The organism is Ensifer sp., from assembly GCF_035999185.1.
Classification (GTDB): Bacteria; Pseudomonadota; Alphaproteobacteria; order Rhizobiales; family Rhizobiaceae; genus Ensifer.
Genome location: NZ_DASYHB010000144.1, coordinates 1 through 24,085, shown reverse-complemented (window position 1 = coordinate 24,085; position 24,085 = coordinate 1). Strand labels below are relative to the sequence as shown.

At 61.4% G+C, this 24,085-nt stretch carries 25 protein-coding genes, 1 tRNA gene and 1 riboswitch; of the genes, 14 read left to right on the top strand and 12 right to left on the bottom strand.

Features of this window, described 5'->3' with window-relative positions:
- Positions 1-75 precede the first annotated feature (75 nt).
- The gene (gene gcvH, locus VGO04_RS19140; RefSeq protein WP_025427112.1) at positions 76-438 is read right to left on the bottom strand and encodes a glycine cleavage system protein GcvH; all 363 of its coding nucleotides are present in this window, start codon (positions 436-438) and stop codon (positions 76-78) included.
- A 16-nt stretch (positions 439-454) separates the two neighbouring features.
- Entirely contained in the window at positions 455-1,594 is a 1,140-nt protein-coding gene (gcvT, locus tag VGO04_RS19135; RefSeq protein WP_327497552.1) for a glycine cleavage system aminomethyltransferase GcvT, read from the bottom strand.
- A 141-nt stretch (positions 1,595-1,735) separates the two neighbouring features.
- Positions 1,736-1,823, bottom strand: a riboswitch (glycine riboswitch).
- Between the two features lie 161 nt (positions 1,824-1,984).
- Here gcvT and VGO04_RS19130 point away from each other — a divergent pair.
- Together VGO04_RS19130 and VGO04_RS19125 are read left to right on the top strand one after the other, a co-directional pair.
- Positions 1,985-2,368, top strand: a complete 384-nt coding sequence (locus tag VGO04_RS19130; RefSeq protein ID WP_327497551.1) for a hypothetical protein — start codon at positions 1,985-1,987, stop codon at positions 2,366-2,368.
- A 95-nt stretch (positions 2,369-2,463) separates the two neighbouring features.
- Entirely contained in the window at positions 2,464-3,447 is a 984-nt protein-coding gene (locus VGO04_RS19125; RefSeq protein ID WP_327497550.1) for a DUF1775 domain-containing protein, read from the top strand.
- A 24-nt stretch (positions 3,448-3,471) separates the two neighbouring features.
- On the opposite strand, the gene VGO04_RS19120 is transcribed toward VGO04_RS19125, so the two are convergent.
- The gene (locus tag VGO04_RS19120) at positions 3,472-3,828 is read right to left on the bottom strand and encodes a hypothetical protein (RefSeq protein ID WP_327497549.1); all 357 of its coding nucleotides are present in this window, start codon (positions 3,826-3,828) and stop codon (positions 3,472-3,474) included.
- 207 nt (positions 3,829-4,035) lie between these two features.
- Here VGO04_RS19120 and VGO04_RS19115 point away from each other — a divergent pair, with 207 nt between their 5' ends.
- Entirely contained in the window at positions 4,036-4,494 is a 459-nt protein-coding gene (locus VGO04_RS19115; RefSeq protein ID WP_327497548.1) for a nuclear transport factor 2 family protein, read from the top strand.
- Here the strand turns inward: VGO04_RS19115 and VGO04_RS19110 are convergent.
- Together VGO04_RS19110 and VGO04_RS19105 are read right to left on the bottom strand one after the other, a co-directional pair.
- Complete coding sequence (locus VGO04_RS19110) at positions 4,458-4,772, bottom strand: chaperone modulator CbpM (protein ID WP_327497547.1); 315 nt, start codon at positions 4,770-4,772, stop codon at positions 4,458-4,460. The genes VGO04_RS19115 and VGO04_RS19110 overlap by 37 nt on opposite strands.
- On the bottom strand, positions 4,769-5,689 hold the full coding sequence (locus VGO04_RS19105) for a J domain-containing protein (RefSeq protein WP_327497546.1): 921 nt from the start codon (positions 5,687-5,689) through the stop codon (positions 4,769-4,771). Before VGO04_RS19105 ends, VGO04_RS19110 begins: the two co-directional genes overlap by 4 nt.
- Positions 5,690-5,915: 226 nt before the next feature.
- Here VGO04_RS19105 and VGO04_RS19100 point away from each other — a divergent pair, with 226 nt between their 5' ends.
- Together VGO04_RS19100 and VGO04_RS19095 are read left to right on the top strand one after the other, a co-directional pair.
- Positions 5,916-6,158, top strand: a complete 243-nt coding sequence (locus VGO04_RS19100) for a hypothetical protein (protein ID WP_327497545.1) — start codon at positions 5,916-5,918, stop codon at positions 6,156-6,158.
- A gap of 219 nt (positions 6,159-6,377) precedes the next feature.
- A complete protein-coding gene (locus VGO04_RS19095; RefSeq protein ID WP_256364280.1) occupies positions 6,378-6,503 on the top strand; it encodes a hypothetical protein in 126 nt (41 codons plus the stop codon).
- 74 nt (positions 6,504-6,577) lie between these two features.
- Here VGO04_RS19095 and VGO04_RS19090 read toward each other — a convergent pair whose 3' ends face one another.
- The 4 genes from VGO04_RS19090 to VGO04_RS19075 form a co-directional block, all read right to left on the bottom strand.
- The gene (locus VGO04_RS19090; protein ID WP_327497544.1) at positions 6,578-8,260 is read right to left on the bottom strand and encodes an ABC transporter ATP-binding protein/permease; all 1,683 of its coding nucleotides are present in this window, start codon (positions 8,258-8,260) and stop codon (positions 6,578-6,580) included.
- Between the two features lie 40 nt (positions 8,261-8,300).
- Positions 8,301-9,620: a glucoamylase family protein gene (locus VGO04_RS19085; protein WP_327497543.1), complete on the bottom strand. Its 1,320-nt coding sequence runs from the start codon at positions 9,618-9,620 to the stop codon at positions 8,301-8,303.
- 113 nt (positions 9,621-9,733) lie between these two features.
- Positions 9,734-12,190, bottom strand: a complete 2,457-nt coding sequence (locus VGO04_RS19080) for a phosphoketolase family protein (RefSeq protein WP_327497542.1) — start codon at positions 12,188-12,190, stop codon at positions 9,734-9,736.
- A gap of 215 nt (positions 12,191-12,405) precedes the next feature.
- Positions 12,406-13,071, bottom strand: a complete 666-nt coding sequence (locus VGO04_RS19075; protein ID WP_327497541.1) for a CBS domain-containing protein — start codon at positions 13,069-13,071, stop codon at positions 12,406-12,408.
- A 244-nt stretch (positions 13,072-13,315) separates the two neighbouring features.
- Between VGO04_RS19075 and VGO04_RS19070 the strand changes: the two genes are divergently transcribed.
- A complete protein-coding gene (locus tag VGO04_RS19070; RefSeq protein ID WP_327497540.1) occupies positions 13,316-14,188 on the top strand; it encodes an AraC family transcriptional regulator in 873 nt (290 codons plus the stop codon).
- Complete coding sequence (locus VGO04_RS19065) at positions 14,185-14,613, top strand: DUF1801 domain-containing protein (protein ID WP_327497539.1); 429 nt, start codon at positions 14,185-14,187, stop codon at positions 14,611-14,613. The genes VGO04_RS19070 and VGO04_RS19065 overlap by 4 nt, the downstream gene beginning before the upstream one ends.
- A 52-nt stretch (positions 14,614-14,665) precedes the next feature.
- On the opposite strand, the gene VGO04_RS19060 is transcribed toward VGO04_RS19065, so the two are convergent.
- Positions 14,666-14,755 (bottom strand) — tRNA-Ser (locus tag VGO04_RS19060).
- Positions 14,756-15,065: 310 nt separating this feature from the next.
- On the opposite strand from VGO04_RS19060, the gene VGO04_RS19055 reads away from it, so the two are divergent.
- From VGO04_RS19055 to VGO04_RS19040, 4 genes are all read left to right on the top strand, one after another.
- On the top strand, positions 15,066-16,097 hold the full coding sequence (locus VGO04_RS19055; protein ID WP_327497538.1) for a septal ring lytic transglycosylase RlpA family protein: 1,032 nt from the start codon (positions 15,066-15,068) through the stop codon (positions 16,095-16,097).
- A 63-nt stretch (positions 16,098-16,160) separates the two neighbouring features.
- Entirely contained in the window at positions 16,161-17,321 is a 1,161-nt protein-coding gene (locus VGO04_RS19050; protein ID WP_327497537.1) for a D-alanyl-D-alanine carboxypeptidase family protein, read from the top strand.
- Positions 17,322-17,437: 116 nt separating this feature from the next.
- Positions 17,438-18,118, top strand: coding sequence for a dTMP kinase (gene tmk, locus VGO04_RS19045; protein ID WP_414650570.1), 681 nt, complete (start codon positions 17,438-17,440; stop codon positions 18,116-18,118).
- Positions 18,115-19,146, top strand: coding sequence for a DNA polymerase III subunit delta' (locus VGO04_RS19040; RefSeq protein WP_327497536.1), 1,032 nt, complete (start codon positions 18,115-18,117; stop codon positions 19,144-19,146). Before tmk ends, VGO04_RS19040 begins: the two co-directional genes overlap by 4 nt.
- Here VGO04_RS19040 and VGO04_RS19035 read toward each other — a convergent pair.
- Positions 19,141-19,446 (bottom strand): pyrophosphatase, encoded by a 306-nt coding sequence (locus tag VGO04_RS19035; RefSeq protein ID WP_327497535.1) that lies wholly within the window; start codon positions 19,444-19,446, stop codon positions 19,141-19,143. The genes VGO04_RS19040 and VGO04_RS19035 overlap by 6 nt on opposite strands.
- A 178-nt stretch (positions 19,447-19,624) precedes the next feature.
- Here VGO04_RS19035 and metG point away from each other — a divergent pair, with 178 nt between their 5' ends.
- The 3 genes from metG to VGO04_RS19020 are packed head-to-tail and all read left to right on the top strand — an operon-like array spanning position 19,625 to position 22,803.
- Positions 19,625-21,178 (top strand): methionine--tRNA ligase, encoded by a 1,554-nt coding sequence (metG, locus tag VGO04_RS19030; RefSeq protein WP_327497534.1) that lies wholly within the window; start codon positions 19,625-19,627, stop codon positions 21,176-21,178.
- 10 nt (positions 21,179-21,188) lie between these two features.
- The gene (locus VGO04_RS19025) at positions 21,189-21,968 is read left to right on the top strand and encodes a TatD family hydrolase (protein WP_327497533.1); all 780 of its coding nucleotides are present in this window, start codon (positions 21,189-21,191) and stop codon (positions 21,966-21,968) included.
- A gap of 1 nt (position 21,969) precedes the next feature.
- Positions 21,970-22,803: an MBL fold metallo-hydrolase gene (locus tag VGO04_RS19020; protein WP_327497532.1), complete on the top strand. Its 834-nt coding sequence runs from the start codon at positions 21,970-21,972 to the stop codon at positions 22,801-22,803.
- Between the two features lie 34 nt (positions 22,804-22,837).
- On the opposite strand, the gene VGO04_RS19015 is transcribed toward VGO04_RS19020, so the two are convergent.
- Positions 22,838-23,785, bottom strand: a complete 948-nt coding sequence (locus tag VGO04_RS19015; protein ID WP_327497553.1) for a phosphoribosylaminoimidazolesuccinocarboxamide synthase — start codon at positions 23,783-23,785, stop codon at positions 22,838-22,840.
- Positions 23,786-24,085 lie beyond the last annotated feature (300 nt).

Sequence of the window (24,085 nt, the reverse complement as noted above, 5' to 3'; positions counted from 1 at the left end):
ACGGGCCGATATGACGCCGGTTGGCGAAGTCATACGGCTTGTAGTCGGTAAAGGTGAAATCCTTGGGCATGCTCATCAGGCGACGAGCTCCTTGTAGGCCGCTTCGTCGAGAAGGGCGTCGGCTGCGTTCGGATCGGCGAGTTTCAGCTTGAAGAACCAGGCAGCGCCCTGCGGGTCGCTGTTGACCAGCGACGGGTCGTCGACGATCGCCTGGTTGACTTCGACGATTTCGCCGTCAAGTGGACAATAGACGTCGGAAGCAGCCTTAACGGATTCGACGGTGGCAGCCGTATCGCCCTTGGCGAAGGTGGAGCCGGTTTCCGGCAGTTCCACGAAGACGAGGTCGCCAAGCTGGCCGGCCGCATGTTCGGTAATGCCAACCGTTGCGACGCCTGCTTCGACCTTCAGCCACTCGTGTTCGTCGGTGAACTTCAACATTTGCGCTCTCTCCTGATCAGCGTTTGTAGGTTTGTTTGACAAAGGGCAGGGCGGCGACCGCTACCGGCAGGTACTTGCCGCGCACTTCCGCAAAGAGGGTGGTGCCGTTTTCCGTGTATCCGGCATCGACATAGCCCATGGCGACAGGACCATCGACGGAGGGACCAAAGCCGCCCGACGTCACCTGGCCAGCAGGGATCTTGCCCTCGGCATCCGCAAAAAGGTTGACGCCGCCACGCACAGGCGCGCGTCCCTCGGGCTTCAGACCGACGCGTCGGCGCGAGGCGCCGTCGGCAAGCTGGCCGAGGATGCGATCGGCACCGGGGAAGCCGCCCGCACGGGCGCCACCGGCCCGCCGGGCCTTCTGCATCGCCCATTCGATGGCGCCCTCGACCGGCGTGGTGGTGGTGTCGATATCGTTGCCATAGAGACAAAGGCCCGCTTCCAGGCGCAGCGAATCGCGCGCGCCAAGGCCGATCGGCTTGACATCGGGATGTTCGAGCAGCCGCTGCGTGACATCCACGGCGGATGCGACGGGAATGGAGATTTCGAAACCGTCTTCGCCGGTATAGCCGGAACGGGAAATGATGCAGGCGACATCATGCAGATCGGCTTCGGCGACGTCCATGAAGCGCATGGCCGAAACATCGGCCCACAATTCGCCAAGGACGGCTTCGGCATGCGGGCCCTGCAGCGCAATCAGCGCGCGGTCGTCGAGCATGGTTACTTCGCAGGTGTCGGCGAGACCCTTTTTCAGGTGCTCGAAATCCGCATCCTTGCAGGCAGCGTTGACGACCAGGAACAGGTGATCGCCGCGGTTGGCAATCATCAGATCGTCGAGGATGCCGCCTTCGGCATTGGTGAAGATTGCATAGCGCTGCCGCCCCTCGCCAAGCCCGAGCACATCGACCGGCACCAGCTTTTCAAGCGCAAGTGCGGCGTCTTCGATCTTCCCGGACTTCGGCCGGACGATGACCTGGCCCATGTGCGAAACGTCGAAGAGGCCGGCCGCCACACGCGTGTGCTGGTGCTCCTTCATCACGCCATCGGGGTACTGCACCGGCATGTCGTAACCGGCAAAGGGCACCATGCGTGCGCCCAGGGAAAGGTGCAGCGTATGCAGCGGCGTATGCTTCAAATGGGGATTCTGTTCCAAATCCGGCCTCCAGGTCTGGCGCTCCCGCGCCGGCTCACACTTCCGGCGTCAATCGCCGTCGATTCGAGCCCCCTCTGTCCCTTTGCCTGAGATTGTTATCCCTTCGGCGAGCGTAAAAACGCTTCTCTCCAGAGTCCTACCGGCACCTTGCTGGTCCTTTGGCCTGAGAGTTTCCGGGGCGGTTGCTCCTTCGGCACCGGTTTGAGCCGGCTTCTCCCAACAAGATCGTCTCCAGATAACGGCGAAGGCGGGAGCTTGGCAAGAGGGCGGTGTCGCCCTGAAACACATTTTTGTCGCATGACCAAAAGACGCACGCGACAGCAATGAGGCAATTGTGTCTTTGCATTGCTTCGCGCTTGAGGTAACCCAGGACGCTGATTGAGGGCGACGATGGCAAGGCGGAACGGAAAACTCGGGATTGCAGTGCGGCTGATCGCCGTGTTTGCGCTCGCGTTCCTCGCCGTTGCCCACAAGCCGCTCAGCGCCAAGGCCCTGTCGCCGGCCGAGATCGCCGCCTATCAACTGCCCGATGGCACCGTTTCGGAAATCTGCTTCGGCATGGGCGGCGTCGACCATGACAAGAGCCAAGCCATGGCCCCTGTCTGCGAAGCCTGCCGCCTCTCGGCTTCGATCCTCCTGCCGACACCGACAGTGGAAAGCGTTCGCGCCGAAATCGGCGAGTGGCCGGCTTCGTCAGCGCTGCAAAAAAGCGGCGCCGATCTGCAGCCTCTGCGCCTGCTGCCGCCTTCGCGCGGGCCACCGTCGCTTTCGTAACCTCCCGCTTTCGCATTTCACATCAATGCGCCGCCTGAGGGCGGCAAGGCCACCGGAACCGGGCTATGCCCGGACAGGGGTCAGGAGATTACGACATGACCAAAACCAGGATTGCTTCCCTTTCGCTCGGCCTTACCCTTGCCGCAACCGGCATGGCCCATGCCCACGCGACGTTCGAAACCGACACGGCGCCCGCCGAAACCAACTTCAAGGCGGTTCTGCAGGTGCCTCACGGCTGCGACGGCAAGCCGACGACGGAAGTGCAGATCAAGCTGCCGGAAGGCTTCGTCTTCGCCAAGCCGCAGCCCAAGCCCGGCTGGGAGCTTGAAGTGATCAAGGGCGACTACCAGAAGACCTACGACAATCACGGCGAAAAGGTTTCGTCCGGGGCGATCGAAGTCCGTTGGAAGGGCGGCAATCTCTCCGACGACTACTACGACACCTTCGTCGTTCGCGGCAAACTGTCCGGCTTTGACAAGGAAACCGTTCTGGCGTTCCCGACGACCCAGCTTTGCGGCACCGACGGCAAGGTCGTCTGGGACGAGGTTGCCGCTGAGGGCCAGAATGCACACGACCTGAAGAGCCCGGCACCGACGGTGACGGTAACGATGGCCGATTCGGCGGATGCCCATGCCGGCCACGGCGGCCATATGGCGGCTGACGGTTCGGCGAAGGTCGGCGATCTCGAAATCAGCGCCGGTTCCGTCAAGGCGATGCTGCCCGGCGCCAAAGTCGGCGGCGGCTTCCTGACCATCAGGAATGGCGGGCAGGGCGAGGACCGGCTCATTGCCGTCGAAAGCCCGGTTGCGGCACGCGTCGAAATTCACGAAATGAAGATGGAAAACGACGTCATGCGGATGCGCAAGCTCGATGACGGCGTGGCCCTGCCGGCCGGGGAAACAGTCGAACTTAAGGCCGGCGGGCTGCACCTTATGTTCATGGACGTGAAGACGCCCTTCAAGGAAGGTGATGCGGTGCCGGTAACGCTCGTGTTCGAAAAGGCAGGCAAGGTCGATGCGACGCTACCGGTCGGCTCGGCCAAGGGCGGCGAAGCCACCGGCGGCCACAGCCATCATTGATCGGAGAGCGCGACGGCTGCCGCCTCAGGCGGCGTCGCTTTCGTCTTCCTCACCGGCAGGCTCTTCCTGCCGGTTTTCTTCTTCCTGCTCTCGCGGAGCCTCGTCGCCGTCCCGCATGAACTCGAGATAGCGACGCAAGGCTTCTGCCTCGGACCGCTCCGGCAGGCGACCATCAGCGCTCATCAACATGAAAGACAGGGGCAGGGCGCCCTTCATTTTCGGGACGGCGGCCGGCGTCAGTGCGGGCTGTTCGGCGCGCTTGGTCGACAGCAATGTGATCGCTTCGTCGGTCGGACCGTCGCCACGCACACGCGCCGACGGCTTCAGCGCTTCCGCTGCATAAGCCGCTGTCGTCGCGGATACGGTGACCACCTGCGTCACGTCTCTTCTGCCCTACCGTTGTCAATCCCTTCTTATTGCTCAGCTCAACTTTAAGGCGCGTGAAAATGGGTAGTCGCATTTTAGGAAATTTCTAACGTTTCCGCGCCGCGTGCGGCTTCGAACGGATCATTCGAGATCTTTGTCTATACTTGCAATATCTCTAAACTACGATCACACTCGCCTAGATAGAAGAAAGGGAGGCTTCCAATGGCCGAGCGAATTGCACTGGAACAGACGGTGCGAGACCTCTATCTCGCGCGCAACGCCAACGACCTCGATGCGATCATGAAATTGCTCGCACAGGACTTCACTTTTCAGATCGTCGGCAGCGGTCGGCTGGGCCCACTGGCACTCGCCGTCAACACGCAGGAAACGGTGCGCGGCACCTTCCAGGACCTCATAGACGCCTGGGACCTCAACAGGCTGGAGACGGTCGGCATCTACGTCGACGGCGACACCGTGGTGGCGCATCGCGCGGGACCCATCGTTTTCAGGCCTTCGAAAACCGAAATTCAGACCCACATCATCGACAAATTCACGTTCCGCGACGGTCGGGTCGCCGCAATCGAGGAGTTCGTCGATACGTTGCTCGTCGCGGAAACGATCGGCCTGCTCGGGGAACCTGACGTCTACAGCTCGTCGACGCGCGACAGGATCAGCCTCTGAACCTCCGGCTCCTGCGCGCGGATGGCGCTCATCAGCGCGGAAAGCCGGCCGCGAAGGCCGTGGATCTGGTCGAGCAGTTCCATGGCGACATCGACGCCGTCGTCATTGACGCCCATCGGCCCGGTCAGATCCTGGATCAGCCGGGCACGGGCGAGGTCCGCCTCTTCGAAAGACCAGCCGGTCGCCGCCTCCTCAGGCATCAACCAGCATTGTTCGACCCAGATGCGCAGGACCTTGACCTCGATTTCGAGGTGTTCGCAAAATTCTCGGTCGTTCATGCGTTCCCTCCCAAGCCTTTACGCGGGTCTTCGGTCTTGCCGGCCTCCCACCTCTCGACGAAGGCTGACAGTGCCGGATCGGCCGTCTGCGGCAGCACGATCTTCAGGCTGACATAGGCGTCGCCTTGGCCACCACCCGACTTGCGCAGTCCCTTGCCCTTCAACCGCAGCGTCTTGCCCGAATTGGTGTGCGGCGCGAGTGTCACGTTGACTGCACCATCGATCGTTGGAACCCGGATCTTGCCACCAAGCACGGCTTCGCTGAGCGAAATCGGAACCTCGTAACGCACGTCGTCGCCATCGGCCGAAAACAGCGGATGGGGGCGCACGCGAATGTCGATCAGCGCATCGCCCGGAGGCGCCCCCTTGAAACCGGCTTCGTCCTTGCCGCGCAGCCTCAATGTCTGGCCGTCGCGGGTACCGGGTGGAATCGTCAGGTCGAGCGCTGGACCACCTCCCGGAAGGTTGATCTGCGTCTTGGTGCCGTTGGCCGCGTCGAGGAAACCAATCTCCATGGAAAAATGCATGTCTGTGCCACGCTTGCGTTGCTGACCACCACCTGTTCGGCGCGAGAAGAAGTTCGAGAAGATATCGTCGTTGTCGGCGAAGTCGGAGAAGCCATGCGCACTCTCGTAGCGTCCGGCCGTATTCCCGGAGGATGCGTAATCCCGGTAGTACTGGCGGGGTGGAGTTTCCGCACCCGTCTCGTCGATCTCGCCGCGATCGTACTTTCCTCGTTTTTCCTCATCACCGAGCAAAGCATAGGCGGCCGAAACGGCCTTGAAGCGGTCTTCCGCCCCCTTGTCGCCCGGATTGAGATCCGGATGCAATTTCTTGGCAAGCTTGCGATAGGCGCTTTGAATGTCTTTCTGCGTCGCATCGCGGCTGACGCCGAGCGTTTCGTATGGGCTCGTCATGCGGTCTCCTTCAGGCGGGAGCGGCTGGACAGGCTTTGCGCGACCGCGGTTGCGGCGGCAGGCCTGCGCCTCGCTCGCCGGAAAGCATAGGGCATATTTGCGCCGGCAACAGGGGCAGGATCGCTCCGCGCTCCACCATTTCGCGAAAGCGGACGCTCTGCTACAATCGGCCCCGGAAATGAACGCTTGGGGTCCGCGTACCGCCTCGACGCTCCGGGAGGTCGAAATGTCCGTCCGCCTGCAACTCGCCATCATGGTCGGCCTGATGGTCAACGCCATCCTGTTCGGGATCGGCATCGTGACCGTTCTGTCGATCCCCATTCTCGCCGACAATGCGAAATATGCCATCCCGGTCGTGGTGGTCGCCTGCTTCACCATTACGCCGTTTGTTGCCTGGCTAATGGCCCCGAGGCTGCGGCTGCAGTACTGGCGGGAGCGCGAGCAGGCGCACAAGCGGCAGTCGGCCTAACAGAAAAGCTGCGACGCGCGCCAAGACCGTGACAGAGCCACGGACGCAACCGCGACGGGCAGCAAAGACCGCGTCGCGTGGTCGCACAATTTGCACCTTCAACGATCAGACATTTTGTTATACCACCATTTCACTACTTGTTTTTGTACTGGCTCCGCTACAGATTCGTTCTTGTCTCAAGGACATAGCCGGGCTGCGGGCCAGAAGGGGACCGACTTCATGAGAACGATCGTATTGCTGCTCACGCTCGCCACGTTGGCCGCCTGTTCGCAAACCGCCGGTGGTCCACCGCGTGTCGTCGGTGGTGATGGCGATTATTACCAGGGTATCGTTGCCCCGCGGTAATACGATCACCTCCGCGTAGAATTGACCAATAGGGTGGGTGGTCCGCCGTCCCCTTGGCGTTGGCCTGAGGGCGGCTACGAATGGTTCGCGCGCCATGTCCAGCGCCCGTCATCTTCGTATTCGATGATGGCCTGGTAGTTGTCGCGCCGTCCCTCTGACCGCCCGATCTGTACGCAGCCGATCGATCGCTCCGCGAGCAGGTTCATGACCTTTTCCAGCATGTCGGGGCCTAGTGTCATTTCGGCACGGTCGAAAATGACGAAGCGGGGCGACATGAGGAGGATGCTCGTAAGCGCCAAGAGTTGCTGTTCGCGCAAGGAGAGGTCCTTCTCCCAGTCGCGCTCAACGTCGAGCGCGCCTGCATAACCCACCAGTCGCTCAAGCCCAATCGCGTGCAACAGGCCAACCATGATGGGGTCGGTTATCTCGTCCTCCCGGTCCGGACCGATCAGCAGTTGCCGAAGCGCACCGGCCGGCAGATAGGGGCGCTGCGGCAGAAACAGAGTGCCGGCGGGATATTCGATGCGGCCAGTGCCTGGCGTCGGTATGTGCGCCATCGCACGGAACAGGGCGAGACCCGGAGCGGGGCTCGACCCGGTCACCAGCACCTGTGCGGCCACCGGGATCGAGACGGAAAGATCGCTGAGAAGCGGCGGTTCGTCTTCTGTCGACGACAGCAGGGTCAGACCGACGAAGGTCACAGGGCCGTCCCGCTCGACGCGCTCGATGTGTGTTTCCGTCACGCGCGATCTTGCGACCTCTTCATGCAGCGAACTCAGCCGCGAGACCACGGCGGCGAAATTCGAGATCGAATTGAACTGCCTGACGATCAACGAGAACCCACCCACCAGCATTGCGAACGCGGCACCGGATTGGGTGACGACACCAAACTCGATCTCACCTCTGATGAAGGCCGGCGCAATGATCAGATCCGGGACCAGCTGGATCATCCAGTTGTAACCGCCCGTAAAGAAACCCAGATTACGGTTGACGCTGATAATCGCCCGAATATTGGTGATCAACGCGTCCAGCCTCTGGTGCAGTCGTTGTCGCTGACGCCCTTCGCCGTGCGCCAGCATGATGGATTCGGCGTTTTCCCTGATATGGATGAGGCCCGACCGGAAACTCGCTTCATTGTCGAGCCGGTTGTAGTTCAAGGTGATCAGCGGCCGCCCCACAACGAAGGTCATGTAGGAGCCGCAGGCCGCATAGAGAACGGCCACACCGAACAGCAGCGGGCTTATCGACCACAACACACCGGAGAAGCTCACCACGGTGAGCGTGCTGCTGAACAGCATGATCACAAACGACAGCGTAGTTACCGTGAAAGCCCGCACATCCTCGGAGATCCGCTGGTCCGGATGCGTCAACTTGCCGGCAACGTCGAGGCGGTAATAGGTCTCGTCCTGCAGGTAGAGATCGACGATGCGTCGGGTCAGGAATTCGCGCCACAGCAGTGCCAGGCGCTCTTCGACGAAACGCGCATAGACGCCGACAACCGTCAGGGTGGCGAAAACCGCGACGTAATAGATCGCCTGCCGGACGAACTCGTCCATCTGGCGTTCCGCAATCGCGGTCATGAAGTTTCGGCCGACGTAATTGTTGACGACATTGAGGGCATTGAGCCCGATCAACAATGCTATCAGGCCGCCGAACAGCAGCTTCGCCTTCAGCCCGACCTCGGATGCCCCGAAAATCCTGACCGTGCGCAGGAAGCGAGCGGCGGTAACCCTGAGCGGAGTTTGCGGCTGTTCCATAGCGCCCGCCTGAAACGGTTTGAACGACGTCGATTTCCTCTCAGAGCCACCCGCCCGAAAAACCCGCGCGGCGAAGCCCGGTCACGATCGGTTGGCATCGGCGCATGATGTTCCACAAAAGGCCTGTGCGGTAATTTTCGACCATCAGCACGACCGGGCCTTGATCGATGCCGAAATGATAGGGGCTGACCCACCATCCCGTGTCGCTGCCTTCCACCGCAAAGCTCTGATTGAAGGATGGCTTGAAGCCGTAGAGACGGGTCATTCCGAGACCCATCCGGGCACAGTTCCAGATGGTCGGAATGACGATCTCCGGCGCGAAGGGCAGGGAGGCCACCACCACCCAGGGCGCGACCGTGCCGTCGTCCGGCCCGAAGGGCGCCCCACGAGCAATGTAGTCGAAGAATTCTCGCTCGGTTCCCTCGACGTTCCGCTTGATCCAGCCGGGACCGTCACTCGCGGTAAAGCCCCAGCAATGCGCGCCGTAGCCTTTGAAGTTCATCGGATTGCGGATCGCGTATTCCTGCTGGACGTAGGTGGCGTGGCGACTGTTGAGGAAATAATCGCTGTCATGTTCGCGCATGAATTCATCGCGGATGCCGCGAAAATCGATCCACATGTGCGAGAGCTGATGGGTGAACAGGGGACCTGAATAGAGCAGCTCCCGGCCGTAGATGTTCCGCCAATCGTAGCTTTCGGTGTAGGCGGTGTAGGATGCCGGCGGCAGCGGATGGGTGGGAGACCCGAGCCCGAGAATATAGAGAAGCAGGCCCTCGTCGTAGCCGCGCCAACGGTAGGGGATGAAGCCGTTCTCTGGCCGCCAGCCATGGGTGAGCGTGAGCTCATGGTCGCAGGCCCAGTTCCAGTCTGCCCGCTCGTAGAGCGCGTGGGCCAGCTGACGTATTTCTGCTTCCTCTGCAGACTGTCGATCGAAATAAGCCGCGACCGTCAGCGCGCCTGCAAAGAGAAACGCCGAGTCGATCGTGGATAATTCGCAATCCCAGACGCGACGGCCGGTTTCGATATCGAGGAAATGATAGAAGAAGCCCTTGTAGCCGGAGGCATCCGGTTCCGGTCCCTGCGGACATTCGAACAGAAACTTCAGCCGCCGCCGCGCAATCTTCGCAGCGAACTTGCGAATAATAATACCGCGCTCGACGAGCACCGGGATCGCCGCAAGCGCCATGCCGACCGCCGCAATGCTCGAAGGCGCGTCATCCAGCGTCTTGTCGCGCACCAGCCCATTGTCCGGGTTGGTGCAGTGCAGATCGTAGAGAAGGGTCGTGAACTGAAGCCGAGCGAGATCCTGCTCGGTCGGCATCCGGTTCACTTCGGGATGTGTCGACAACATTTCCGGCATGGTCGGCCAACCGCGCTAACAAGGGAAACATTCACAGCAGGTTGAGAGCCGCCCGGCACCGGGTGCCTCTCGGTATGATCAGGGCTCAACGCAGGCCAGTCAGCCCTTCGCGACTACACATTGTCACCCTCCGTCGATGTCGCTGCTTTCGCTTGCTGCGCACCTTGAACGCCCCATTTCCAACCGCTGATCGAGGGCATGTCGTCGCCGTGCTTCTCGATGTATTCCCGATGCTCAATCAGCTTGGCCTGGATCGCCTGCTTGAAATAGGCAGCCCGCGCGCCGAGCTGCGGCAGACGGTCGATGGCGTCCCCGGCGAGATGGAAGCGGTCGAGCTCGTTGAGCACCACCATGTCGAACGGCGTCGTTGTCGTGCCTTCTTCCTTGTAGCCGCGGACATGCAGGTTGCCGTGATTGGTGCGCCGGTAAGTCAGGCGATGGATCAGCCACGGATAGCCATGGAAGGCGAAGATGATCGGCTTGTCCCTCGTAAAGATCCCGTCGAAATCCCGGTCGGACAGGCCGTGCGGGTGCTCTTCCTCCGGCTGCAGCTTCATCAGGTTGACGACGTTCACGACCCTGACCTTGACCTCGGGCAGGTGTTCGCGCAGCAGCTGCACGGCGGCGAGCGTTTCCAACGTCGGAACGTCGCCACAGCAGGCCATGACCACGTCCGGTTCGCTGTTGGCATCGTTGCTCGCCCAGTCCCAGATGCTGACGCCCATGCTGCAATGGCGCACCGCCTGTTCCATGGTCAACCACTGCGGGCTTGGCTGTTTCCCGGCAACGACGACGTTGACGTAGTTGCGGCTGCGCAGGCAGTGGTCGGTCACCGACAGCAGCGTATTGGCATCCGGCGGCAGGTATACCCGGATGACGTCCGCCTTCTTGTTGACGACGTGGTCGATGAAGCCCGGATCCTGGTGGCTGAAGCCGTTGTGGTCCTGGCGCCATACATGCGAACTCAAGAAGTAGTTCAGAGATCCGATCGGCCTGCGCCAGGGGATCTCGTTGCAGATCTTCAGCCACTTGGCATGCTGGTTGAACATGGAATCAATGATGTGGATGAAGGCTTCGTAGCAGGAAAAGAAGCCGTGGCGGCCGGTGAGCAAGTATCCCTCAAGCCAGCCCTGGCACTGGTGCTCGCTCAGGACCTCCATGATACGACCGTCGGGCGAAAGGTGATCGTCCTCCGGGTAGATCTCGGCCATGTAGCAGCGATCGGTGACTTCGAGCACGTCCTGCCAGCGGTTCGAATTGTTTTCATCCGGGCTGAAGAGACGGAAATTCCTGGCGTCCATGTTGGACTTCATCACGTCCCGCAAGAACGTGCCCATGACGCGGGCCGCCTCGACGGTTGTCGCCCCGGGTTGGGGGACGTCTACGGCATAGTCCCGGAAAGCCGGCATCTTCAAATCACGTAACAGCAGGCCGCCGTTTGCGTGCGGATTGTCGCTCATGCGCCGATGCCCGGATGGGGCCAGCGCTGCGATCTCCGGCTTCAGCCGGCCCTGATCGCTGAAAAGCTCCTCGGGGCGATAGCTCTTCATCCATTGCTCGAGGATGCGGATGTGCTCGGGCTTGTCCATCTCGCCCATCGGCACCTGGTGCGCCCGCCAGTAGTCCTCGCATTTCTTGCCGTCGATTTCCTTCGGGCAGGTCCAGCCCTTGGGCGTGCGGAAGATGATCATCGGCCAGGCGGGGCGTTTCAGATTGCCTCTGACGCGGGCATCGTCCCAGATCGAGCGGATCTCAGCCATCGCGGTGTCGAGCGTGCCGGCCAGTTGCTGGTGGACGCTTGCCGGATCGTGGCCCTCGACGAAATAGGGCTTGTAGCCCATCCCCTCGAAGAACTTCTTCAGTTCGTCGTGTGGAATGCGGGCGAGGAAGCAGGGATTGGCGATCTTGTAGCCGTTCAGGTGCAGGATCGGCAGCACGCAGCCATCACGCGCCGGGTTCAGGAACTTGTTGCTCTGCCAGCTGGTCGCAAGCGGCCCGGTCTCGGCCTCGCCGTCGCCGACGACACAGGCAACGATCAGATCCGGATTGTCGAAGGCGGCGCCGTAGGCGTGGCTCAGCGCATAGCCCAGTTCGCCACCTTCGTGGATGCTGCCGGGCGTTTCCGGCGCCACGTGGCTCGGAATGCCGCCGGGGAAGCTGAACTGCTTGAACAGCTTCTGCATGCCCTCGGCGTCCTCGCCGATGTTCGGGTAGAACTCGCTGTATGTCCCCTCAAGATACGCATGTGCGACCAGTGACGGGCCGCCGTGCCCTGGGCCAATCACGTAGATCATGTTGAGATCGTCGCGCTTGATGACGCGGTTGAGATGCACATAGAGCATGTTGAGGCCCGGCGACGTTCCCCAATGGCCGAGCAGACGTGGCTTGATGTGCTCGCGCTTCAGCGGTTGGCGCAGCAACGGGTTGTCGAGCAGATAGATCTGCCCCACGGACAGGTAGTTCGACGCGCGCCAGTAGGCATCCAGCAGTCGAAGCTCGTTTGCGGACAACTGCGATGCTGAAGATGCGGATGCTGTCTCGTTCACCGATGCTGTTTCAGGCGTAACCATCTGAACCTCCCGATCGATAAGACATTTGCTGAATTTGTGCCGGCTTACTGGCGTGCTCCCCGAAGCAGATTCTTGCGTTTGCAATGCCGCTGCTGTTGCCCGGCGCTGGTGAACGCCGCTCCTTGATCGGCAACAACGGGGATCACTCGCGGCAATTCAAAGCCCCGCGGACGCTGCATGGATCAGGCGCGTGGCAGTCGTAATCTCGGTCCAAACTATTGCGGATAGGGTTCGGAATAATGCTCAACCACGCCTCTGACACCGCGCACCCCTTCAGAAAGGATACGCGCAGCCTTTCGGCAATCCTCCGTCTCGACATTGCCCCACAGATGCACGACGCCATCGGACACTGCGACCTTGATATCCAGCCCCTCAAGGCCCGTGTTTTCGCCGAGACGAATGAGAATGCTGCGCCGGATGGCATCGTCGCCGGTTGCGGTCTCGTCTTGCCTTGCAGACAGGATGGCCTGCAACAGATCGGCGCGACTGACGATCCCGATCAGCACACCGTTGCTGATCACAGGGATACGCTTGATGCCACGTTCCTGCATCAGCGCGGCGACGCGTCCGATCGGTGCATCTTCATCAATTGTCACGGGATCGGCCGTCATGGCGTCGCCGACGCGCCACGAAGAGCGCCGCACGTAAGCGTGCGCGCGCTCGTCCGCAGCAAGCGTCGCGTCTGCCGTCAGCCCGCCACCGCCGAGTTCTGTCCGTCGGATGAGATCACCTTCGCTGAGAATGCCGACGAGCGCGCCTGTATCGTCGACGACAGGGAGACCGCTGACGTGATGATCGAGCATGATCCGGGCTGCCTGCCTGACACTGTTGTCAGGTGAAAGCTTGAGGACGACAGACGTCATGACATCCTTGACGCGCATGTTCTTCCAGCTCCCCCAAAAAGGATCTTGGTGGCGTCACCAGCCGGCGTAAATTAATCCTATCTCGGAGCTTCGACAACTGTGAGGCGCGGAAAAGCACGGCGGGGCGAGAGCGATGGAGGCGCTGGCCGCGTCTGCTCAGATGTAACTCCAGATTGTTGAAGAAAGGTCGGCACACGAAACTTCGCAAGATTTGTCGGCTTGATCCATGCCATTGTGCCAGCGCACGGGGGGTTGGATGGTCATGAGCTCACCAAAGGCAGAATCTGGGAAAGCGCGCATTGGTTACGAGGCCCGTCTCAATCGGGTCGTCGACTACATCTACGATCATCTCGAGGACGATATCCGCTTCGATGATCTGGCGAAGGTCGCTTGCCTCTCACCCTGGCACTGGCACAGGATCTATACCGCCATGCGCGGCGAGACCATCGCTGCGACGATCCGGCGCCTCCGGCTGTCACGGGCGGCCGAGCGCTTGGCAAACTCCGATATGGCCGTCGCCACTATCGCAAGCCGTGCCGGTTACGGTTCGCTCGACACCTTCAGGCGTGCCTTCAAGGAAACATACGGCAAAAGCCCGGCCGACTACCGCTTGAGCGGTAGTCATGTGGCCTTCAAGGCTGCTCTGCAGGCGAAAGATGGCGCATTTTTTCCAGTGTCAATCGAGACCTTGGCGCCGGTTCGCTGTGCCAGCGTCGCCCACACCGGCAGCTACATGCAGATCGACCGCGCGATGGGGCAACTGTTCGCCAAGCTTGCAGAGCAGGGCAGCATGGCAGCCGATCAGCGGATGTTGGCACTTTTTTATGACGACCCAGACCTTGTACCACTTGATGATATGCGCTCGCGCGCCTGCTCGCCTGTGCTCGACGGCATCGCTTGGAACCTGCCTATCGAAGAGGTGATCCTGCGCGGCGGCGTCTATGCAAGGTTGCGCTATCGCGGCCCCTATGCCGACATGAAGAATGCCTATCGCTGGCTGCTCGGCGTGTGGCTGCCGCAGTCGGGCCACGAGCCCGACGATGCGCCGGTGTTCGAGGCCTACCTCAACAGCCCTGAGGAGGTCGGGCCGACCGAGCTGCTTACCGACATTCATCTGCCGCTGAGAGCATCATGATGCGCAGTGCGCGGCGCCTGCCGCCCATGCCCGCCGACGTGGCGAAGGCTTTCGCCCGCTGGCCTGAGCCGGCCCGCGCCCAACTCCTGACAGTACGGCAACTGATCTTTTCAACGGCCGCGGAAACGCCATGCGTCGGTGAACTGACAGAGACGCTCAAATGGGGAGAACCGGCCTATCTTACCGAAGCGACCGGCAGCGGCAGCACGATCAGGCTCGGCATCTCGAAGTCGCCAGGGGGCGAGGGTGCCGTGCTGTTCAACTGCCACACGACGCTGGCTGCGGCGTTCCGAGTACAATTCTCCGAATTCGCCTATCAGGGCAACAGGGCGATCCTGCTCGATCCGGCCAGGACAGTCCCAACCGCACAACTTGCGATCTGCCTTGCCATGGCACTGACCTATCATCGCAAGCGTGTTGGGTGAGCTGTATACGATCGAGGGCTCGAAGCGGATCTCGGCGGTTGATCGGAGGCAATGGCGGACAGGGTGGGATTCGAACCCACGGTACGGTTTCCCGTACGCTGGTTTTCAAGACCAGAGCCTTAAACCACTCGGCCACCTGTCCTTGCCTGAAGCTGCGCAAAAACGCTTGCCGGGCACGGCGTTATTGCGCGAAGGCTCAGCTGTTTGCAAGAATTAACATGCGTCGTGACACGATTTTCTAGAAGGCATGGGGCAGGTGGCCACTGCGCGGCGCGCAAGTAACCATTCATAAACCATAAAAGACGAAATCCGCCGCCGGCCTGTGGATGAGTTCGCATTTTCGCCTTGTTGCTGTCATGAATAAACACTGTTCCGTTTCGGGACGCCGAGATTTCCGCTGGGGGTAAGCGGAAGGTTCGAGTACGGCTTATTCGATCGACGTTGTGGGACAGATGACATCCAGTAAAAATGCGGCATATCTGGTCAAGGGATTGCGCCTTGCGGCGGTCCCGATGCTGTGCGTGACACTCGCAGCCTGCGGATCAACTTCGAACGCCAAGAAAACTGCACGGAGCAAGGAATACTTTCCCGAATCCGTCTATGGCGTGAAGGCGAGCCCGCGCGTTGCCACCGGCAACAATATCCCCAAGGGCGGCGGACGCTTCCAGGTCGGCAAGGCCTATCAGGTCAAGGGCAAGTGGTACCAGCCGAAGGAAGATTTCGGCTACAACAAGACCGGTGTCGCTTCCTGGTACGGTTCGGCTTTCCACGGCCGTCTGACGGCCAACGGCGAAGTCTATGACAAGGCGCATCTGTCAGCCGCACATCCGACGTTCCCGCTGCCGAGCTATGCACGCGTTACCAACATGGAAAACGGCACGTCGGTCATCGTGCGCGTCAACGACCGCGGCCCTTACGAATACGGCCGCATCATCGACGTTTCCTCGAAAACGGCCGACATGCTCGACATCAAGCGCAAGGGCAGCGCGAATGTGCGGGTGCAATATGTCGGTCGCGCCCCGCTTGAAGGCAACGACATGCCTTACCTGATGGCGTCCTACGTCGAGAAGGGCCAACGTGGCCCGAGCGTCATGCCCGAAGGGCAGATTGCGACCGGCGTGATGGTCGCCTCGAACGAGCCGTTCCGCAATCAGAGCCTCGGCACCATCACTGTCCCGGCCAAGGCCTCGCTCGATGTCAGCGAGCCGGTGACCGCGCTTGCTGCACCCGTTCCGCAGTTCGCGCAGCCTCAGTCGCTCAACGAATTCGTCATGCTGCCGGAAATCGGACCGATCCCGCGCGAACGGCCTGAGTACATTCCCATGCCGAACGGCAACATGGGCTATGCGGCCGCCTACTACGAAGTGCGGGTCAGCGACGCCGAATCGCCCTTCGAAGCGATCATGGTCGACCGCAAGCAGCTGACGCCGCAGGTGATCGTCGACTACGCGAAACGCCAGAAGGCAAACGCTTCTGTGCGATAACGGGGCACGCCGTTGTGCCAGAATGACCACGCTGCTATGCCCAAGGGGAAACCGGAGTTTCCCATGCGCATGAAGTTGCTTTCGGCGGTGTTTCTGGGCGTCACACTGATTGCCGGCGCCGCACTTGCCCAAACACCGGCGCCCGCCTTCGACACCAAGGCAAAACAGATCCTGCTCGTCGATGCCGAAACCGGCACGGTGCTTTTCTCGCGTGGCGAAAACGAGCCGATCCCGCCGGCTTCGCTTGCCAAGCTGATGACCATGGAAGTCATTGCCGAAGCGCTCGGCAAGGGTGAGGTTTCCGCCGAGACCACGTTTCCCGTGTCCGAACACGCTTGGCGCACCGGCGGCGCGCCGGCGGGCACATCGACCATGTTCGCTGCGTTGAAGTCGAACATTCGCGTCGCCGACCTGCTGCAAGGCGTCGCCGTTCAGCTTGCCAATGACGCCTGCATCATCCTCGCCGAGGGCATGACCGGCAGCGAAAGCGCCTTTGCCGAGCGCATGACGGCGCGGGCGCGCGAACTCGCCATGTCGGTTGCGACATTCAAGAACGCCACCGGACTGCCCGATCCGGGCAACAAGATCACAATGAGCGAGCTTGTCACGCTCATTCGGCATCTGCACGAGGCGCATCCGGATCTCTACCGGCTCTATTCGCAGCCGGAATTCGAGTGGAACAAGATCCTCCAGCGCAACAAGAACCCATTGATCTCGGCCAATATCGGCGTGGACGGCCTGGCGACGGGCTTTGCCGAAGGTTTCGGCTTCTCGCTTGCCGCATCGCTGCAGCGCGGCGACCGCCGCGTCTATCTGGCCATGGGTGGCCTTCAGACCGACAAGGAACGCATTGAAGAGAGCCGCAAGGTTCTCGATTGGGCGATGACCGCCTTCGAGAAGAAGCGGATTTTCGCGGACGCTGAAGCCATCGGTGAAGCGGCGGTCTATGGCGGCGATGCCGCGCATGTGGCGCTGGTGGCAGGCGGTCCTGTCGATGTGCTGTTGCCGGTCAACAATCCCGAGCGGCTGACAGCGCGCATTGTCTATAAGTGGCCCTTGCGCGCGCCCGTGGCGGCGGGCACCGAGGTCGGCGTCGTCAAATTGTGGAACGGCGAGAAGCTGTTGCGGGAGGTTCCCGTCAAGACGGCGAGCGCCGTCGGGCAGGGGACGCTGACCAGCCGGGCGGTCGACGCCCTGCAGGAGCTGCTTTTCTTCTGGCTTTAGGTAAAGGCCAGGGCATCGGCGAGGTACCGCCCCGTCCAAAATGTCGACGGACGGTATCGCACTGCTGACCAATCGGCTAAACAGAGCCAAATCGCATGCCGATACGGGAAAGCATGGTGTCGCTGAAAAAAGGTCTGTTCATAACGTTCGAAGGCGGGGAGGGTGCCGGCAAATCGACCCAGCTGCGCCTTCTGGCTGAATCTTTGCGCACACGCGGCTACACGGTGCTGACGACGCGCGAGCCGGGCGGCTCCGCCGGCGCCGAAGCGGTCCGCCACGTGCTGCTTTCGGGAGCGGCAGAAGCCTTCGGGGTACGAATGGAAGCGATTCTCTTTGCCGCGGCTCGAAGCGACCATGTCGAAGAGGTCATCCGGCCGGCACTCGACAAGGGCACGATCGTGCTTTGCGACCGTTTCATGGATTCGTCGCGCGTGTATCAGGGCATTACCGGCAATCTCGAGCCAAGCTTCGTCGAGACCCTCGAACGCGTGGCGATCAACGGCGTGGTGCCGGATCGGACCGTTATTTTCGACCTCCCCGCCAGTGTCGGTCTCGAGCGGGCGCAACGCCGGGCCGGTGACGACAACCCGGACCGCTTCGAAAAGGAGCACCTGGAGACGCACGAGAAGCGCCGGGAGGCGTTTCTCGACATCGCCAGACGCGATTCCGAACGATGCCGGGTCGTGGACGCGACGCAGCCTGTCGACGCGATTGCCGCCGACGTCCTGTCGCTCGTCGAAGAACTCCTGCCACAGGGCGACGGAACCGGCACATCGCCTGCGGAAGTCGTGTCATGAGCGTCGAGAGAGCCGGCGTGCTGGACGGCGCGATTGCGCCCGTGGAGAACAATCGGCTGTTCGGCCACGAGCAGGCCGAAGCCTTCCTGGCGCAGAGCTATCGCTCCGGCAAGGGGCACCACGCCATCCTGATCGAAGGGCCGGAAGGGATCGGCAAGGCAACGCTCGCCTTCCGGTTTGCGCACCACATCCTGAAGCATCCCGAACCGACCGAGGCACCGGACACGTTGTCCGATCCCGATCCGGGCTCCGCGATCGGGAGACAGCTTGCCTCCGGCGCCTCGCACAATCTGCTGCATCTCAGCCGGCCGATTGACGAGAAGACGGGCAGGGCGAAGGGCGCGATCACGGTCGATGAGGTCAGGCGTGCCGGCAAGTTCTTCAGCCAGACGTCGGGCACCGGCAACTGGCGCATCGTCATCATCGACCCGGCCGACGACCTCAACCGCAACGCCGCCAACGCCATCCTCAAGATCCTTGAGGAGCCGCCGCGGCGTTCGCTCTTCCTGGTGCTGACGCATGCGCCGGGAAAGCTGCTGCCGACGATCCGTTCGCGCTGCCTGCCTTTGCGGCTGAAGCCGCTCGATACCGGGCCGCTCGGTCAGGCCTTGGCGCATCTCGGGTTCGACCTTGCCGGCGAGAATGCCGAGCGGATCTTGTCGGCTGCCAGCGGCAGCGTTGCCGAGGCGCTGAAACTCATCAACTATGGCGGGCTGGAAATCGCCGCGACGTTTGAGGCGATCCTTGCAGGGCAGGGTCCGGCAATGCGCAAGGACATGCACAAACTGGCCGACGCGCTCTCGGGCAGGGACAGCGAAACGATCTTCGATTTCTTCACGGCGCTCGCCAGCGACCGCATCATGCGCGAAGCCCGCGAGGCGGCTGTTGCTGGTGACATCATGCGCGCCGAACGTTTCGCGCGCCTATCGGCGACCGTGGCCGAGCGGTTGACGGTCAGCGACGCCTACAATCTCGATCGAAAGCAGACGATCCTGTCATTGCTCGACGATATGAAGGCGACGCTATAGCGACGGCTGAAAACGCCATTTGCGCTCGATTGCAGAGGCGAGGTCGAGCTTGTGGTGGTGGGCAAACAGCAACACGTGGCCGAGCAGGTCGGCGGTCTCGTCGGCCATCTGGCTTTTCAGGTCGAGCTCCGACTTCCCGTGCGTCCGACCGCGGCCGCTGAGCTTGTTCCAGACCTGGGTGAGTTCGCCCAGTTCCTCCTGCATCTTGAGGACGAACCAGTCGGGATCGCGCTCGATGCCGTGCTCGGTTGCATAGCCGTCGGAGGCGGCTTCAAATTGGCTGCTCAGTCCACCCAGCATGGCTCTCCCCCACTCGTATGTTGCCTTTTTGTTCTAAGATGCCGGAGACGACGACGCAAGGCTTTCTGGCCGGGGAGACGATAGGCGAGCCCGGCTTTTCACGGATCTCATGTTTCTTCCTTCAAGCGTATGCGCTAAGAGCGTGCGTAGCTTAATCTAAGATAGATCGAATCCGCCTATGAGAGACACGTCCCCCTTCTACATCACCACCGCGATTTCCTACCCCAACGGCAAGCCGCATATCGGCCACGCCTACGAACTGATCGCGACGGATGCCATGGCGCGCTACCAGCGTCTGGACGGGCGTGAGGTGTTCTTCCTGACCGGTACCGACGAACACGGCCAGAAGATGCAGCAGACGGCACGCAAGGAAGGCGTGACGCCGCAGGAACTGGCGGACCGCAATTCGGCGGAATTCCAGAAGATGGCGGTGGTTCTGAACGCGTCCAACGACGACTTCATCCGCACCACCGAGGAGCGCCACCATCAGGCGTCGCAGGACATCTGGATCCGCATGGGCGAGGCGGGTGATCTCTATAAGGATTCCTATGCCGGCTGGTACTCGGTCCGCGACGAAGCCTACTACCAGGAGAACGAGACCGAGCTGCGCGCCGACGGCGTGCGCTACGGACCGCAGGGAACGCCGGTCGAGTGGGTCGAGGAGCAGAGCTACTTCTTCAAGCTGTCCGAATACCAGGACAAGCTCCTGAAGCACTACGAGGAAAACCCTGACTTCATCGGTCCGGCCGAGCGCCGCAACGAAGTGATTTCCTTCGTGAAATCGGGCCTCAAGGATCTCTCGGTTTCGCGCACCACCTTCGACTGGGGCATCAAGGTGCCGAACGATCCGGCGCATGTCATGTATGTCTGGGTCGACGCGCTGACCAATTACATCACGGCAACCGGCTATCTTGATGATCCCAAGGGACCGCGCGCCAAGTTCTGGCCGGCCAACATTCACGTCATCGGCAAGGACATCATCCGCTTCCACGCGGTCTACTGGCCGGCCTTCCTGATGTCGGCGGGCCTGCCGCTACCCAAGCGCGTCTTCGCCCATGGCTTCTTGCTTAACAAGGGCGAGAAGATGTCGAAGTCGCTCGGCAACGTCGTCGATCCGTTCAATCTCGTCGAGCATTTCGGCCTCGACCAGATCCGCTATTTCTTCCTGCGCGAGGTCTCCTTCGGCCAGGACGGAAGCTACAGCGAGGAGGGGATCGCGACCCGCATCAACTCCGACCTTGCCAACGGCATCGGCAACCTGGCGAGCCGCTCGCTGTCGATGATCGTCAAGAATTGCGAGGGCCAGATCCCCGTCTGCGGCGCTCTGACCGACGAGGACAAGGCGATGCTCGCGGCAGCCGACTCGCTGCTTGAAATCACCCGCGACGAGATGGGCAAGCAGATGATCCATCGGGCGCTGGCGGCGATCATCGCCGTCGTCTCCGAGACGGACCGCTACTTTGCCGGCCAGGAACCCTGGGCGCTGAAGAAGACCGATCCGGCACGCATGGGCACCGTGCTTTACGTGACGGCCGAAGTCGTGCGCCAGATCGCCATCCTGCTGCAGCCGTTCATGCCGGAATCGTCGGCGAAGCTGCTCGATCTGGTGGCAGCGCCGGCCGACAAGCGCGACTTTGCAGCGCTCGGCGAGGCGGGACGCCTCGTTTCGGGCACACCGCTCGAAGCGCCGAAACCGGTCTTCCCGCGTTACGTTGCGCCGGAAGCACAGTAAGGCGTTGAGCATGCTGATCGATACCCATTGCCATCTGGATTTTCCGGATTTCGAAGCGGAGCGCGACGCGATTGTCGCGCGCGCACACGATGCCGGCGTTACCCAGATGATCACGATCTCGACCCGCGTGAAGCGGTTCGAGACGATCCTTGCGATCGCCGAGGCTTATCCCAACGTCTTCTGTTCCGTCGGGACCCATCCGCACAATGCGGACGAGGAGCTTGATATCACGACCGAGGATCTCGTCCGGCTTTCGGCGCATCCGAAGGTGGTCGCGATCGGCGAGGCGGGTCTCGATTACTTCTATGACAACGCGCCGCGCGACGCGCAGGCCGTGGGTCTGCGCCGCCATATTGCCGCCGCACGCGAAACCGGGCTGCCGCTCGTCATCCACAGCCGCTCGGCGGACGAGGACATGGCGGCGATCCTGACCGAGGAAACCGGGAAGGGGGCCTTCCCTTTCCTTCTGCATTGTTTCTCGTCCGGCCCTGAACTCGCCCGCATTGGCGTCGAGCTCGGCGGCTACGTTTCGTTCTCGGGTATCCTGACCTTCCCGAAATCCGAGGAGCTGCGCGAGATCGCCAAGACGGTGCCGCACGACCGGATGATCGTTGAAACCGACGCGCCCTATCTGGCGCCAAAGCCGTTCCGCGGCAAGCGCAACGAGCCGGCCTATGTCGCACACACGGCCGCGGTGCTTGCCGAGACGATCGGTGTCAGCGCCGAGGAGATCGCGACGATCACCACGGACAATGCGTTCCGCGTCTTCTCGAAGATGCCGAGGCTCTGACGTGGCGTTCCGGCGCACCTTCACCATTCTTGGCTGCGGCTCGTCTCCCGGCGTGCCGCGCATCACTGGTGACTGGGGCGCCTGCAATCCCGAAAATCCCAGGAATCGCCGCATGCGCGCGGCGTTGCTGGTCGAGCAGACGGCGCCCGATGGCGGCAAGACAACCGTTGTCATCGATACCGGCCCCGATTTCCGCGCGCAGATGGTCGCCGCGAACGTCCGCCACATCGATGCGGTCATCTATACCCATGCCCATGCGGATCACCTCCACGGGATCGACGACCTCAGGGGCTTCGTCATCGAAAACCGCAGGCGGATACCTATCTGGGCCGATGCCTATACGATGGAGCGTATTCGCGAAGGCTTCCGCTACTGTCTGGAGTCACCACCCGGCAGCGGTTATCCGCCGATCGTCGAGCCGCGCGACATTCCCGACGATCTGTCGCCCGTGGTGATATCAGGCGCCGGTGGACCGATCGCGTTCCGGCCGCTGATGCAGTTTCACGGCAACATCCATTCGCTTGGCTTCCGTATCGGCGATTTTGCCTATTGCAGCGACGTCAGCGACTTTCCTGCCGAGACGATTGCCAAGCTCGGCGGGCTCGATCTCCTGGTGATCGACACGCTGCAGTACAAGTTTCACCCGAGCCATCTGTCGCTGGTGCAGTCGCTCGGCTGGATCGAGCGCTTTCAGCCCAAGCGGGCCGTGCTGACGCACATGCACGTGCCGCTCGACTACGACACCGTGCAGGGCGAGACACCTGATCATATCGAGCCGGCATACGACCTGATGCGGCTCGAATTCGACGTCAACATTCCGGCGAACGACGCCTGAAGATTAGATCAATAAACTTATCTAATATACTGATTTATTTGGAAAAATACGGCTTCAGATTGGAGCGTATGCGATCAAGCACGGTCGCGCCGGACAGATCGGGAACAAAGCGCTGGCCGGTGATTGTCTCGAAGGCCTCGATGTAGACGGCCGAGGTCTGCGCGATGAGTTCCGCCGGGATTTCCGGGATCGGATCCTTGTAAGGATCGCAACGCGCGGTGACCCAGGCGCGCACGAAATCCTTGTCGAAGCTCTTCGGCCGTTCGCCGCGCGCAAAGCTTTCGTCATAGCTGTCGGCGATCCAATAGCGGCTGCTGTCGGGCGTGTGGATCTCGTCGGCAAGAATGATCGTGCCGTTCTCGTCGGTGCCGAATTCATACTTGGTATCGACGAGGATCAGGCCGCGTTCGGCGGCACGCTGCTGGCCGCGGGCAAAGAGCGCGAGCGCATATTGCCAGACCGTGTCGAGCTGCTCTTGCGTCAGCAGCCCTTCAGCAAGAATCTCCTCGGCCGAAAGCGGCTCGTCATGACCGCCATCGAAAGCCTTGCTGGTGGGCGTGATGATCGGCTGCGGCAGCTTTTCGTTGTCGCGCATACCGTCCGGCAAGGTGATGCCGTACATCTCGCGCTCGCCGTTGCGATATTTGGTGAGGATCGAGGTGCTCGTGGTGCCAGCGAGATAGCCGCGTACGACAACCTCGACCGGCAGGATCTCGAGCCGCTTGCCGATGACGACATTGGGGTCCGGATAGCTGACGACATGGTTCGGGCAAATGTCGGCGGTTTCCTCGAACCAGTAGCGCGCGGTCTGGGTCAGAACGTGACCCTTGTTCGGGATCGACGTCAGAATGACGTCGAAGGCGCTGAGCCGATCCGTGGCGATAATGATCCGGTTGCCATCTGGCAGGTCATAGTTTTCGCGAACCTTGCCATTGTAGCGGTTTGGCAGTTCCGGAATAAAAGCATCTGAAAGAACGCGCAATTCGCTCATCACATCTGGCCTTGAAAGTGGTGCTTCGATGCGGGAACGCTAAGCAGGCTGGAAAGGCCGGGTCAAGCACGCCAAGGCAAGGTTTGCCACACAATCCATGCTTTCTGGCATATGCGTTAGTTCCATAATCTATCTTATGTGATCTTCTTTTGTAGCCGCAAAGTTAAAGTGTCCTGATCCTGCAAAGTTGGAATGTCACTCTCCCCGGGTTTGGTGACCTGGGAGATTGCGGATGGGATTGATTGCGATGAGCGAACGCGATCTGCAACGGATTGAGGTTTTGTCGAAGGT

Excerpts from the sequence above, each read along its gene's own strand:
- VGO04_RS19040 (WP_327497536.1), top strand. The coding sequence starts at position 18,115 with ATGAGCGTCGAGAGAGCCGGCGTGCTGGACGGCGCGATTGCGCCCGTG.
- metG (WP_327497534.1), top strand. The coding sequence starts at position 19,625 with ATGAGAGACACGTCCCCCTTCTACATCACCACCGCGATTTCCTACCCC.
- VGO04_RS19065 (WP_327497539.1), top strand. The coding sequence starts at position 14,185 with ATGATGCGCAGTGCGCGGCGCCTGCCGCCCATGCCCGCCGACGTGGCG.
- VGO04_RS19105 (WP_327497546.1), bottom strand. The coding sequence starts at position 5,689 with ATGACGAGCCCATACGAAACGCTCGGCGTCAGCCGCGATGCGACGCAG.
- VGO04_RS19100 (WP_327497545.1), top strand. The coding sequence starts at position 5,916 with ATGTCCGTCCGCCTGCAACTCGCCATCATGGTCGGCCTGATGGTCAAC.
- VGO04_RS19080 (WP_327497542.1), bottom strand. The coding sequence starts at position 12,190 with ATGGTTACGCCTGAAACAGCATCGGTGAACGAGACAGCATCCGCATCT.
- VGO04_RS19115 (WP_327497548.1), top strand. The coding sequence starts at position 4,036 with ATGGCCGAGCGAATTGCACTGGAACAGACGGTGCGAGACCTCTATCTC.
- VGO04_RS19050 (WP_327497537.1), top strand. The coding sequence starts at position 16,161 with ATGCGCATGAAGTTGCTTTCGGCGGTGTTTCTGGGCGTCACACTGATT.
- VGO04_RS19035 (WP_327497535.1), bottom strand. The coding sequence starts at position 19,446 with ATGCTGGGTGGACTGAGCAGCCAATTTGAAGCCGCCTCCGACGGCTAT.
- VGO04_RS19055 (WP_327497538.1), top strand. The coding sequence starts at position 15,066 with ATGACATCCAGTAAAAATGCGGCATATCTGGTCAAGGGATTGCGCCTT.
- VGO04_RS19125 (WP_327497550.1), top strand. The coding sequence starts at position 2,464 with ATGACCAAAACCAGGATTGCTTCCCTTTCGCTCGGCCTTACCCTTGCC.
- VGO04_RS19110 (WP_327497547.1), bottom strand. The coding sequence starts at position 4,772 with ATGAACGACCGAGAATTTTGCGAACACCTCGAAATCGAGGTCAAGGTC.
- VGO04_RS19130 (WP_327497551.1), top strand. The coding sequence starts at position 1,985 with ATGGCAAGGCGGAACGGAAAACTCGGGATTGCAGTGCGGCTGATCGCC.
- VGO04_RS19075 (WP_327497541.1), bottom strand. The coding sequence starts at position 13,071 with ATGCGCGTCAAGGATGTCATGACGTCTGTCGTCCTCAAGCTTTCACCT.
- VGO04_RS19070 (WP_327497540.1), top strand. The coding sequence starts at position 13,316 with ATGAGCTCACCAAAGGCAGAATCTGGGAAAGCGCGCATTGGTTACGAG.
- gcvH (WP_025427112.1), bottom strand. The coding sequence starts at position 438 with ATGTTGAAGTTCACCGACGAACACGAGTGGCTGAAGGTCGAAGCAGGC.
- VGO04_RS19095 (WP_256364280.1), top strand. The coding sequence starts at position 6,378 with ATGAGAACGATCGTATTGCTGCTCACGCTCGCCACGTTGGCCGCCTGT.
- VGO04_RS19090 (WP_327497544.1), bottom strand. The coding sequence starts at position 8,260 with ATGGAACAGCCGCAAACTCCGCTCAGGGTTACCGCCGCTCGCTTCCTG.
- VGO04_RS19085 (WP_327497543.1), bottom strand. The coding sequence starts at position 9,620 with ATGCCGGAAATGTTGTCGACACATCCCGAAGTGAACCGGATGCCGACC.
- VGO04_RS19025 (WP_327497533.1), top strand. The coding sequence starts at position 21,189 with ATGCTGATCGATACCCATTGCCATCTGGATTTTCCGGATTTCGAAGCG.